Raw genomic sequence first — 12,530 nt, 5'->3', positions numbered from 1 at the left:
GACTGTGGGTGTGGCGCTTACGGCTGCTCGGCGGCGAGCGAGCGGATGGCGGCGGTGATGTCGCCCTGCTGGGGGACGGACGCCATCTCCAGGCTGTCCGCCAGGCCGATGCCGGGCAGGAACTTGCCGGCGAGCAGCCGCGGCGGCGCCAGCAGCGAGTAGAACAGCTCCTCCACGGTGCGGCGCACCAGGTGCTCGCCGAAGTTCGTCACTTCGGTGTCCTCGTTGACGAAGAGCACGCGGCCCGTCTTCTGGACGGACTCCTTGATGAGCTCCCAGTCGTAGGGCCACAGCGAGCGCAGGTCGATGACCTCGGCGCTGATGCCCTCGTCCGCGAGCGCCGCGGCGGCCTTGGCGCACAGGGGCAGGGTGCGGCCGTAGCTGACCACCGTCACCTGCGAGCCCTCGCGCACCTTCTTGCCCTTGCCGAAGGGCACGGCGTAGGCCTCCAGCGAGGGCCACTGCGGCTTCCACTGGGTGCGGTCTCCCAGCGGCGCGTCAATCATCTTGGACAGCTGGCGGTCATCGTCCGGCTCGCCGGGGATGCGCTCCTCGCCCTTCACGCGCAACAGCGCCTTGGGCTCCAGGAACATGACCGGGTTCTGCTCCTTGCACGCGGTGATGAGCAGCCCGTACGCGTCCAGCGGCGTGGAGGGCATGACCACCTTCCAGCCGGGGATGTGGGTCATCGTCGCGTCGAAGGAATGCGAGTGGTAGATGGACCCGCGGATGCCGCTGCCCACCGGCGTGCGCACCACCATGGGCATGTTCCAGTCGCCGTTGGTGGACCAGCAGGTGTTGCCCGCCAGCTTGAGCAGGTCGATGGTGTTGTAGACGTAGTCGCAGAACTGGATTTCCGCGACGGGCCGGCCACCGCCCATGGCGATGCCCATGGCCACGCCGATGATGCCGCGCTCGTCGAGGGGGGAGTTCCACGTCGTCTTCAGGCCCTGGGTGCAGGTGAAGACACCGCCCAGCGGCGCGCCCACGTCCTCGCCGAAGATGTCGGTGACGCCGAGGTTCTCCTCGGCGTAGTGGAGGGCCATCCGGATGGCCTGTGCCATGTTGGCCATGGGTTACTTGTCCTCCGCGTAGATGTGCTTCCAGATGGATTCGGGGTCCGGCTGGGGCTCGTCGCGCACCTGGCGGGCGGCGGCGGCCAGCTCCTCGGTGTAGCGGTTGCGCAGGTCGTCCATCTGCTGGCGGGTCATGAAACCCTCCTGCTCCAGCCGCGCCTCGAACTGCTTGAGGCAGTCCACCTCGTCGCCCACGTAGTTGGCGCCGGAGGCGGAGGAGTGCCCGTACAGGCGCGACACCATGGCCTCGATGAAGTACGGCTTGCGCTCCTTGCGCACGTACTCCATGGCCTCCTTCAGCTCGTTGTAGGCCTCGACGGGGTCATTGCCGTTGATGGTCTTCGCCTGGATGCCGAAGGCCTTGGCGCGGTCGCTGATGCGCGCCTCGCCGTGCTGGCCGTCACCCGAGGTGGAGATGCCCCACTTGTTGTTGGTGACGATGATGAGGATGGGCAGCGGGTTGGCGGGGCGGCTGCTCCACACCAGGCAGGACGCGAAATCACCCTCGGCCGTGCCGGCGTCGCCGCCGGTGACGATGGTGATGCCGTCACCGCCGTGGCGCTTCTGCACCATGGCCGTACCCGGAGCGACGGCGTACTGCACCTCGATGGGCGAGGACACCGGCGCCACGTTGTACTTCTTGAGCGAGAAGTGGCCCGCGAAGTTGCGGCCGCCGGAGTAGGGGTCCGTGGCGGTGTTCTTCATCTGCCGCAGCGCGCCGATGGGCTCCTCGCCGAGCGCGAGGATGGTGCCCGACTGGCGGTAGTGCGCGTGCAGGTAGTCGTACGCGGGGCCCTGGCCCTTCTTCATCAGCATGCCCAGGGGGACGTTGAACGCCTCCTCGCCGGGGCCGCCAATCCAGAAGTACCCATGGCCCTGCTTGTACATCTGGATGAGGCGCTCCTCGAGGGCGCGCGTTTTGACCATCAGGTCGTGGATGCGAAGCAGCAGCTCCTTGTCGAGCTGGAGCGGCGCGGACGCTTCTTTGATGAGACGGGGACGGGACACGCGCGGCCTTCCTCTGGCTGGAGGGGACGCCCCTATAACCCGGATGCGCCCCCTCCGCTCAAGGCTGCTGATAGGCCTCCTGTCGACCCGTCAGGCGAAAGACGCCTTGTGATGCGACGCGGCAATCAGTGCCGCTCATTCCAGTTAGAAATTGTGCCGGCGAAGCTCGCCCGCACGCCGCACGAGCGTGCCCTGGCCCGCGGCGCCCGCGCGCTCGGAGATGAGGGCCAGCGTGTCGTCCGACAGGTGCGCGGCGCGGGGGCCGGCCAGCAGCGCCTCCAGCTCCGTGAAGCGCTTGGTGTCCAGCAGGGCCACGACGAGCGCGTGGCCGGTGCGGGGTGAGGGGGCCGCGGAGAAGGCGGTCTGGAGCGGGCGCACCGCCATCGCGGGCAGGCCGCTCTCCAGGAGCAGCTCCCCCACCAGCGCCGGGTCATGCGGCCCCTCGGGCTCCTCCGCCTCCGGCGCTGGCAGGGACGCGGGCGCGCGGCGGGGCGCGGGCTGCTCACCTGGCGGCGTGGCCCGTGGGGTGCTCCGCAGCTCCTTCATCAGGTTCTCCACGGAGACGGCGCCGGCCTCCGCCTCGCGCCGCGCGGCTTTGCGGCGGCGGGGCAGGGTGGCGCTGCGCTCGAAGCGGACCTCCGTCGGTATCCGGAGGAACTGCTCGACGTTCATCACCCCGAACATCAGCGCCAGCAGTCCCATCCACGGCTGGCGCCACCAGACCGCCAGCGCAATCACGCCCACCGCCGTGGCGATGCCGATGCCGAGCAGCGTCCGCTCGTACCGGTAGCCGCTCCGGGCCCGCACCGCCGACGCGAGCAGGTGGCCCCCGTCCAGGGGCTGCAGGGGCAGCAGGTTGAACAGGCCCCAGCCGACGTTGACCCACAGCAGGTCATGCACCACCTCGCCCGCGAGCCCACCCTGCTGTCCCAGCGGCGTGAAGCGCGACAGCGCCCAGACGAGCCCTCCGAGCACGAAGCCCATGCCGGGCCCCGCGAAGCTCACCCACGCGGACTGACGGTGCGTGAGCTGCTCCGTGTCATGGCCCGTGGTGGTGCCGCCCATGCCGTGCAGCTCGATGGAGGCGGGGCTGCCGTAGCGGCGGTAGGCCAGCGCGTGCCCCAATTCATGGAGCAGCACGGAGACGAAGACGACAGCCATCCACAGCGCCAGCCTCGCGGGCGAGTCGAGCAGGTCCCAGCCCGACGCGAAGGCGATGACCAGGAAGAGCAGGTGGACGCGGACCGGGACGCCGGCCACGTGGAAGTGGGGCCGCATGGGTCGTCCATGTTAACCGGTGCCCCCTGGGGACGCCCGGTGGGGGAGCGGGCCGCCCTCCATACCGTGCGTGAAGGGACGTCGAGGGGCCCGTGCCGGCCTCCCCGCAACGTCACATCGCCAGCCAGGCGGCCCTGCCACCCGGGTGGGGGCCGGGGTCTCGCGAAGTAGGAGAAGTGCGATAGAGTCGCCTCTCCCCCCGCTCCCTCGTCGCGCACTGGCGAGACCCTCTGGGTGTGCACTTGTCCAGCACGAACACGCGTCTGAAGCCCCCGTCCGACGACGACGCCCCGGACTCCGCACCGCCGCCGGCCGAGCGGACGGGCACCCGGGAAGTCACCGGCACCGGTACCCGCGAGTCCACCGCCACGCGGCTGACGGGCCCCGTGGCACACGTGGAGGCCACCAGCACCCTCATCGCCCCGCTGGAGGCGGGCGAGCTGCCCAACGTCGCCGCCATCAAGGGGCTCCGGCTGGACCAGGTCCTCCTGCTCACCACCGGCGTGCTGGTGGTGCTCATCGTCGGCCTGCTGGCGGCGCTGTCCGTCGCCTCCACGCAGTCCCAGTTCGAGGAGACGGCGCTGCGCTCCAAGGAGCGCATCCAGGAGCAGGCCCGCGAGCTGGGCCAGACGGTGGGGCAGACCATCGCCCTCACGTCGACCACCAACCTGCGCGACAACAACTACGCCTTCCTGGAGGAGGTGGCGGGCTCCATCACCCAGACCAACCCCAACATCCTCCGCGTCCAGATATTCGACCCGGACGGCGTGCGGATGGCGGACAGCGAGAAGGGCACGGAGAAGGAGGAGGCCGCGGCCGCCGCCGGAGCCAACAGCGGGCGCACCGCGGAGCGGCGGCTGGTCAGCGCCTTCTACCGGGGGCAGCCCATCTCCGAAATCCAGGAGCCCATCGACTACGGCTCCAGCAGCGGCAAGGGGCTGGTCGTCATCAGCTACTCGCTGGGCGGGCTGCAGAAGCAGCTGGAGGAGCTGGAGAAGGACAAGCGCGCCACGGTGCGCGCCAACACGCTGCGCATGCTCGGCCTGGGGCTGGGCTTCGTCGTCCTCGCGGGCGTGCTCGTCGCGTACCAGAGCCGGCGGATTACGCGGCCGCTGGGCATGCTCACCGGCAAGGTGATGCAGCTGGCCGCCGGAGACCTGGGTGCCCGCGCCGGCACCGCCCGGGGCGCGGGCCGCGAGGTGGTGACGCTGGGCGTGGTGTTCAACCACATGGCCGAGCGCATCAAGGTCCTCCTCGACGACGTGCGCGCCAAGGCGCAGCTGGAGCGCGACGTGTCGCTCGCGCGCACCGTGCAGGAGACGCTCCTGCCCGGCCGCGACGCCGTGCAGGTGGGCCCGGTGCGCATCGCCGGCCTCGTCGTCACCGCGGACGCGTGCGGCGGTGACTGGTGGTTCCGCGCGGGCCTCGACGAGCGGCGGGTGGTCATCGGCATCGGCGACGTGACGGGCCACGGCCTGTCCACCTCGCTGGTGGCCACCAGCGCCACCAGCGGCTTCGCCTCCGCGATGACGCTGCGCGAGCCCTCGCAGATCAACGCGCAGATGCTGATTACCGCCCTCAACGTGACGCTGGCCAACGTGGGGCGCGGCGAGCACCAGATGTCCAGCGCCCTGGCCGTCATCGACGTGTCCAACGGCTACATCGACTACGCGGCCGGCGCGCACCCCAGCCCCCTGGTGTTCAACCGCCACAGCGGGCAGGTGGCGTCGCTGCCGGCGCGCGGGCCGCTGCTGGGCGCGTCCGTCACCTCGCAGTTCACCTCGCGGCAGGCGCAGCTGCGCCCCGGCGACATCGTGGTCTGGTACACGGACGGCCTCACCGAGGCGCGCGACGCCACGGGCAGGCTCTACGGCAACCAGCGCCTCGCCGCCGCCGTGCAGGCCAACGCCCACCTGTCCGCGGAGCAGCTGCGTGACGCGCTGCTCGCGGACGCCCGCGCCTACAGCGCCGGCCAGCCGCAGCGCGACGACATCACCGTCGTCGTGGCCGAGTACAGCCCCGTCGCCTGATTGCCCCAGGAAGACCATCCGCATGCGCCGCACACCCCGTACCCCACCGCCGCGCCGACTCGCCTCGGCGCTCGCGCTGCTGGCCACCCTGGCCGGCCCTCCCGCGCTCGCGCAGTACCGCCCTCCGCCCATGTCCGAGTCGCAGCGGCTGGTGAAGGAGGGCGAGACGGCCCAGGTGGCCGCCAGCGCCGCCAGCGCCTCCGGTGACAAGAAGGAGGCCGAGGAGAAGTACCGCAAGGCCCTGGCCCTCTACGAGCAGGCGCTCGCCGCGGAGCCGGGCTCCGTCGCCGCCGCCGCGGGCGTGGGCGCCACCGCCAACGGCCTCCAGGACTGGCAGCGCACGGTGGACCGGGTGCAGCCCGTCATCGCGGCCCACCCGGGCGAGCTGTCCCTGGCGTACCCGCTGGGCGTGGCCCTCTACAAGCTGCGCCGCTTCCAGGAGGCGGTGCCGCTGATGGAGCAGGCGGCGGCCTCGGACGCGGCGGACTACCTCATCGTCCACTACTACCTCGCCAGCTACTACCTCTACGCCCAGAAGGGCGACGCGGCGGTGACGCGCCTGCAGCGCTACCTCGCGCTGCGCCCCGCGAAGCTGGCCGCCAACGACTTCCAGATTCACGAGCTGCTGGGCCGCGCGCACGTGCTGCGCCGGGACGTGGCCTCGGCGCGCGCGTCCTTCCAGCAGGCGCAGGCGGGGCGGCCGGAGTCGCCCTCCGTGCAGCTGGGCCTCGCCAGCGTGCTGGAGCTGGAGGGCCGGGTGCCCGAGGCGCGCACGCTGCTGGAGGGCGTCACCACGCGCTTCCCGCAGGCCGCCGAGCCCAGGGAGAAGCTGGCGCGGATGTACCTGTCCGCGGGCGAGGTGCCGCGCGCGGAAGGCCAGGCGCTGGCGCTGGTGAAGCTGGGCGCCACGCCCGCCGCGCACCTCCTGCTGGGTGACGTGCGGCTGGCGCAGAAGAACGCGGCCGCCGCGGAGGCGGAGTACCGCAAGGTGCTCCAGCTCCAGCCGGGCCTCGTGGTGGGGCAGATGGCGGTGGGCAAGGCGCTCCAGGCGCAGGGCCGGCACGAGGAGGCCATCCAGTTCCTGGAGGCCGCGGTGCGCGCGGGTGGCAACAGCCTGGAGCTGTGGGCCAACCTCGGCTCCGTCAACCGGCGCGCGGGCCGCTTCCAGCGCGCGGTGGAGGTCCACCGGCGCGTGCAGGAGATGGCGCCCCGGATGGCCCTGGGCTGGGTGTTGCTCGGCGCGGACCACTTCGCCACCGGCCAGTGGGACCAGGCCATCGAGGACTACGCCAACGCGCTGCAGGTGGAGCCGGACCACGCCGGCGCGAAGCAGTGGCTGGCGCGCGCGCTGGCCCACCGCGCCCGCGACAGGGCCGGGGCGGGGCGCATGGAGGACTCCGTGAGAGACCTCCGCCGCGCCTACGACTTGGACCGCAGCGCGCCCATGGCCCGCCGGCTGGGCGCCGCGCTGCTGGAGACGCGCGCCTTCCCGGAGGCCCGCAAGGTGATGGAGCAGGGCGCCACGCTGCCCGGCGCCACCTGGCGCGAGGCGCTGCTGCTGGGCTACGCGCGGCTGGCCTCGGGTGACGCGCAGGCGGCGCTGGAGGCCTTCACCCGCGCGGGCAAGCAGACGGAGGAGCCGGACGCGCAGGCCGAGGCCTCCGTGGGCGCCGCCCTGGCCGAGGTGGAACTGGGGCAGGTGGACGCGGCCGTGCAGCGGCTCTCCGAGGTGGGCCCCTCCAAGGTCGCCGAGGGCGTGGCCGAGGCCAACCTGCCGCGCGTGCTGGTGCGCCGCGCGCTGGCCCGCCTGGAGTCCGGCGACGCCGACGCCGCGGAGAAGGACCTGGAGGCGGTGGAGCGGCTGGGCGTGGGCAAGCGCTCGGACCTCGCGAAGCTGGCCCTCTTCGCCCGGGGGCTGACGCGAGCGGAGGCCGGCCGTCACGCGGAGGCGAGCGCCGCCCTCAAGAAGGCCCTCACCCCCGCGCAGAAGTGGGCCTGGCCCAACACGCGCGCCCTGGCGGACGCCTTCATCCTCTACAAGAAGGGGCAGGTGGCGGCGGCCCGCAAGCAGCTCGCCGCCGCCTCGAAGAAGCCCATGCCCGGACAGCCCCGGTGGCTGTCCGCGATGACGGGCGCCCTCCATCGCCGCGAGGCCGCGCTGGCGTACGCCTCCGGCAACATGAAGCTGGCGGAGAAGGCCCTCAAGGCCGCGCTCGCCCTGGACGCGGAGGACGCGCAGGTGCAGCACAACCTGGCTTGCGTGGACTGGCGCAAGGGGAAGACGGCGGACGCGCTGGCCACCTGGCGCCGGCTGGAGCCCGCCGTGCCCGTGGCCGCCCTCAACCTCGGCATCGACGCGCAGGAGCGCCGCCGCGAGCCCGCCGAGGCCGTGGACGCCTGGCGCCGCTACCTCGCCGTCGGCTCCGGCCCGCGCCTGGCCCAGGTGCGGGAGTGGAAGGAGCGCCTGCAGAGCTTGAATGGCCTCGCCGAGCCCGCGGGCTCCGCCACGCCGGCCGCCGCCACGGCGGAGGAGACTCCATGATGAAGGCACACCGCTTCCTCGTGGCCGGCCTCGTGCTGGCCTGCACCCTGGCCGCCGCCCCCGCGCTCGCGGCCGCGAAGAAGGCCACCGTCGGCGTCTTCCTCGCCACCACCCTCACGGACGGCCAGGAGCGCTTCCAGTACGCGGAGGCCCTGGCCGCGAAGCTGGGCGAGTCGTTGGACCGCCCCGTGGCCGCCAAGAGCTTCGGCCGCTACGAGGACTTCTCCCGCGCCGTGTCCGACGGCCTGGTGGACTTCGCGGTGGTGGACGCCTGGGCCGCCGTGCAGCTCGGCTCGCGCGCCACGCCGGTGGCCTGGGCCTCGCGCTCCGGCGACACGCAGCAGCGCTGGGCCATCGTCTCCACCCAGAAGGGCGCCGTGAAGGACCTCGCCGGCAAGCGTCTGGCGCTGGTGAAGGGCGCCGGCCCCGCCGACCCCAAGTTCGTCACCCACGTGGTGCTCGGCGGCGACCTGGATGCGCAGCGTCACTTCAAGGTGACGCCGGTGCCCAACGTGGAGTCCGCCCTGAAGATGCTGGAGGCCAAGGGCGCGGAGGCCGCGCTCGTCCCCCTGGCGCACGTCCCCAAGGACAAGGACGTGCGCGTCCTCTTCCGCAGCGGCCGCGTGCCGGGCGCGGTGCTCGTGGACCTGCGCGGCAACGCGGAGGCCCTCGCCGGAGCCCTCGGGGCCGTGGGCGCCGTGGCCCCCTTCGACACCTTCGCCCGCGTCCAGGGCCGTGACTTCGAGGACTTCCGCCGACTCGTCACCCAGGGCCCGCCCCGCCGCCAGCCCGTCCTGGCGGAAGCAGGCGAGCTCCACGTGGACGCCGAGGTGCTGGTCCGCTCCGAGGAGTTGGGCCCCGCGCTGCCCTCCTTCGTCGGGGACCTCGCCGTCTCCGCCGAACAGCCCGATGACTGAGAGCGCAACCGGGCAGGGCGGCTCCCCGAAATCTTCTTGAGTTTCAGGGAATGAGAGCCGTTGACTTGGCCCGGCAGTGGCTCTGGGGTAGTTTCCCAGTCGACGGCGCAAGTGAGCAGGGGGGTAGTGGTCCGCGAGGACGACGAGGACCCTGCCGCGGGGCCGCCAACCGGGACGTACGTACAGGACCGTGGGTGTTTCCCCCTCACTCACGGATGTGAGAACGATGCACTCGACTGTGTACGGTGAGGCGCGGCAAGGCGCGGTGAAGGCTCTTCCCAGGCGCCGCGGACTTCGCGCCCTGTGGCTGTCCGTCATGGTGTGCGCGCTGGCCGCCGCCGGCCTCGGGAGCACCGAGGCCCGGGCCCAGGACGCCGCGGCCGAGCCGGCGCCCAAGGTGAAGAAGAAGAAGCGCACGACTCCGAAGGCCGCCACGCCTCCGCGCGTCACCCGGACGAAGCCCAAGTCCCGCAAGGCCACCAGGCCCGTCACCCCGCCCGCCGACGAGGAGATTCCGGTGCTGGGCAGCGGCGGGCCGGGCACGGATGATCCGCTCACCGAGCCCGTGGCGGCCGAGCCGCCCACGCCCCTGAGCCCGACTCCGCAGGCGTCCGAGCCGCTGCCGGTGGCCTCGCCGGGCTCGCCGACCGCGGGGAAGCCGGATGCCCCCGTGGGCGCCACGGCGGCGCCCGCCAGCGGCACGCCTCCCGCGCCCTCTCCGGTGGCCGCCCCGGCCCCGTCGTATGCGCAGCCCTCCGACAACGTGCCCATCAGCGCGCCCTTCGCCGAGCCCACCATGGACCGGCCGCTGCCGCCCCCGTCCGGGCTGGCCGGGCTGCCCGGGGGAGATCCGCTGGCCGGGGGTGATCCGCTGGAGGAGTCCGTCAACCGCGTGCTGAGCGAGGCCGTCGTCACCACGGCGTCCAAGCGCAACCAGCGCATCGCGGACGTGCCCCTCACGGTGTCCTGGATTCCGGCCGAGGAGCTGGAGGGCACCGGCCAGTTCTCGCTGTGCGAGGCGATTCAGTACTTCCCCGGCATGGAGTGCCGCCGGGGCTCCATGCGCAAGGCGGCGGTGAGCGCGCGCGGCCTGGGCTCCAACTACCTGTCCAACCGCCTGCTGCTCCTGAAGGACGGCCGGCCGCTGACGGACCCGTGGACGGGCCAGTTCTACGCGGACGAGACGACGCCGCTGACCAACCTCAAGCAGGTGGAGGTCATCCGGGGCCCGGGCTCCTCGCTGTACGGCTCCAACGCCTTCAGCGGCGTCATCAACATCATCGAGCGCCAGCCCGGGGACCTCATCGAGAAGGGCAAGAACGTGGGCGCGGAGGCGCGCGTGCTGGCGGGCCAGGACCAGACGTGGCGCCTGCACGGCACGGTGGCCGGGCGCGGCGGCCCGGTGGAGGCGCTGCTCGGCTACTACGGGTTCGGCTCGGACGGGCCGCAGCTCTTCAACGACCCGAGCGTGGGCCGCGTGGACACCAACGAGGACTCGCTGGTGCACCAGGTGAGCGGCAAGGTGCGCGTGGGCCCGCTGGCGCTGGACGCGGACTTCACGGACGCGGAGATTGGCCGCCCGGGCGGCACGCACATCTCCACCGTGGGCAACTGCGGCCGCTGCCACTACACGCCCAACGACAAGGAGGAGGTGCAGAACCTCAACGCCTCCGCCCAGGTGGACCAGCAGGTGACGGAGAACCTGCGCGTCTTCGGCCAGGCGTACGGCCTCTTCAAGCGGCGCGACGTGCAGATGGAGAACGCCTTCGGCGGCGACCCCGTGCGCGCGCTGGGCAAGCGCCGCCGGCTGGGCGGAGAGGCGCGCGCGCTGCTGTCGGCGGGCGACCTGAACGTCACCTTCGGCGGCGACGTGAAGATGGACACCGTCAACGTGCCCAACGTCCTGCCCGAGCTGACGCTGGACGACACGAAGCAGACCATCCTCGGCGGCTTCGTGGACGCGGAGTACCGCCTCTTCAACCGGCTGGTGTTCGGCGCGGGCGCCCGCTACGACCGCTACCAGATTCCCGAGCGCATCTGGACCCGGCGCACCGACCAGATTTCTCCGCGCGCCAGCGTGGTGTTCCACGCCGTGCCGGAGCTGCTCACGCTGCGCACCAACTACGGCCGCGCCTTCCGTGCGCCCACGCTGGCGGAGCTCGCCATCAACCAGCAGATGTACGCGTCCACGCTCATCGGCAACGCGAACCTGGCCGCCGAGACGCTGGACACCTTCGAGGCCTCGGTGGACTTCTGGCCCTTCGACCGGCGGGTGCGCCTGACGGGCACGGGCTTCTACAACCTGGCCAAGAACTTCATCAACCAGGAGGTCGTGTTCGGCTCCGTGTCCCAGTTCAAGAACCTGGGCGACGCGCGCGTGGCGGGCTTCGAGCTGGAGGCGGCCGCGCAGATTCCGTCCATCAACTCGTCCTTCGACGTGGCCTACCAGTTCCTGGACGCCAAGGCGGTACCGTACGACGACGGGCCGGAGGCGCCGCTGGACTACGCGCCCAGCCACCGCATCTACGCGCGCGGGCGCACCAACATCGGCAAGGTGGCCTTCGCGGAGCTGTACGCCCTCTTCGTGGGCCAGCGCTTCGACCCGGGCTTCCTCGTGGACGAGGCGACGGGCCTGGCCACCACCCGCGTGCAGCTGCCCAGCTACCTCACCGCCGGCGCGCGCGTGGGCTTCAACGTCTACGACGGCATCTCCGTGTCCTTCCTCGGCTCCAACCTCTTCAATGCGCAGTACGAGGAGTCGCACGGCTTCCCGGCACCTCCCCAGTCCTTCTTCAGTGAAGTCAAGGTTCGCTACTAGGCTTTGAGTACCGCATCCCACCTGGAGGCCGGCGGCCTCCTGCTGATCGCCGACGAGTCGCTTTCTCCCGCGCAACTGGAGCAGGCGGCTCCCGCCCTCGCACAGGGGGGCGTGGCCCTCCACCCGGGGCCGTTGCCCGCCGCCGGCCCGCGCCGGCTGGTGCTCTTCGACGGACGGCTCGCCCCGTCCCATGCGGAGCTGCTGCGCCGCGAGCCACCCGCGCTGCTGCTGGCCACGAGCGGCGAGGACGGCCGTCCCTCGGCGTGGGACGTGCGCCTGCTGGGCGCGCTCCTGCGCGGCGGGCCGCTGCTGCCCCAGGGCGCGGCGGTGACGCGGCACCGGCTGCAGCGCGTGGTGGACATCAACACCGTGGCGGACGCGGCGTCGGCGGCGGTGGGGCAGGCCAAGGGCTCCCGTACGGCGGCGGGCCTGGTGGCGGACGTGGTGCACGAGCTGGCCGTCAACGCGCTGCTGGATGCTCCGGTGGATGCCAGGGGCCAGCAGCGCTACGCGCACCGGCGCACCGAGGTGACGGAAGTCGCCGCGGAGGACGCCTGCGAGCTGTCGCACGCGGTGGAGGACGGCCGCATGTGGCTGGAGGTGGTGGACCGCTTCGGTGGGCTGCGTCCGGGGCCGTTCGCACGGGCGCTGGAGGGTTGGGGAGGACGCGTCCGGGTGGACGCCTCTGGCGGGGGCGCGGGCCTGGGGCTGCGGCGCATCCTGGAGCACTGCGCCACGGTGGCGGTCCGGGTGTCCGTGGGGCGTGAGTCACGCGTCCTGTGCGTGGTGGACCTGGGAGAGGCGCGTCGCCGCGCCACCCAGCCGAAGTCTCTGCTGTTTTGTCTGCAATGAGGTCAGGGC

8 protein-coding genes are annotated in these 12,530 nt (G+C 72.3%); 5 read left to right on the top strand and 3 right to left on the bottom strand.

What is annotated here, in order from left to right; all coding sequences use genetic code 11:
• Positions 1 to 17: 17 nt before the first annotated feature.
• The 3 genes from ACX9TP_RS29740 to ACX9TP_RS29730 all read right to left on the bottom strand — a co-directional run bounded on the left by ACX9TP_RS29740 (position 18) and on the right by ACX9TP_RS29730 (position 3,362).
• Complete coding sequence (locus tag ACX9TP_RS29740; RefSeq protein ID WP_482974014.1) at positions 18 to 1,073, bottom strand: alpha-ketoacid dehydrogenase subunit beta; 1,056 nt, start codon at positions 1,071 to 1,073, stop codon at positions 18 to 20.
• Positions 1,074 to 1,076: 3 nt separating this feature from the next.
• Positions 1,077 to 2,084 (bottom strand): thiamine pyrophosphate-dependent dehydrogenase E1 component subunit alpha, encoded by a 1,008-nt coding sequence (locus tag ACX9TP_RS29735; protein ID WP_482974013.1) that lies wholly within the window; start codon positions 2,082 to 2,084, stop codon positions 1,077 to 1,079.
• A gap of 144 nt (positions 2,085 to 2,228) precedes the next feature.
• Positions 2,229 to 3,362, bottom strand: coding sequence for a M50 family metallopeptidase (locus tag ACX9TP_RS29730; protein ID WP_482974012.1), 1,134 nt, complete (start codon positions 3,360 to 3,362; stop codon positions 2,229 to 2,231).
• A 242-nt stretch (positions 3,363 to 3,604) separates the two neighbouring features.
• Between ACX9TP_RS29730 and ACX9TP_RS29725 the strand changes: the two genes are divergently transcribed.
• From ACX9TP_RS29725 to ACX9TP_RS29705, 5 genes are all read left to right on the top strand, one after another.
• Positions 3,605 to 5,392 carry a PP2C family protein-serine/threonine phosphatase gene (locus ACX9TP_RS29725; protein WP_482974011.1) on the top strand — a complete coding sequence of 596 codons (1,788 nt, stop codon included), beginning with the start codon at positions 3,605 to 3,607 and terminating at the stop codon, positions 5,390 to 5,392.
• 22 nt (positions 5,393 to 5,414) lie between these two features.
• Entirely contained in the window at positions 5,415 to 7,934 is a 2,520-nt protein-coding gene (locus ACX9TP_RS29720) for a tetratricopeptide repeat protein (RefSeq protein WP_482974010.1), read from the top strand.
• Positions 7,931 to 8,851, top strand: a complete 921-nt coding sequence (locus tag ACX9TP_RS29715) for a PhnD/SsuA/transferrin family substrate-binding protein (RefSeq protein WP_482974009.1) — start codon at positions 7,931 to 7,933, stop codon at positions 8,849 to 8,851. Before ACX9TP_RS29720 ends, ACX9TP_RS29715 begins: the two co-directional genes overlap by 4 nt.
• A gap of 226 nt (positions 8,852 to 9,077) precedes the next feature.
• A complete protein-coding gene (locus ACX9TP_RS29710; protein ID WP_482974008.1) occupies positions 9,078 to 11,669 on the top strand; it encodes a TonB-dependent receptor plug domain-containing protein in 2,592 nt (863 codons plus the stop codon).
• Between the two features lie 3 nt (positions 11,670 to 11,672).
• A complete protein-coding gene (locus tag ACX9TP_RS29705; protein WP_482974007.1) occupies positions 11,673 to 12,521 on the top strand; it encodes a hypothetical protein in 849 nt (282 codons plus the stop codon).
• The last annotated feature ends 9 nt before the right edge of the window (positions 12,522 to 12,530 follow it).

This window comes from Pyxidicoccus sp. M15 (assembly GCF_056858435.1).
This window is presented reverse-complemented; position numbering and strand designations above follow the sequence as displayed.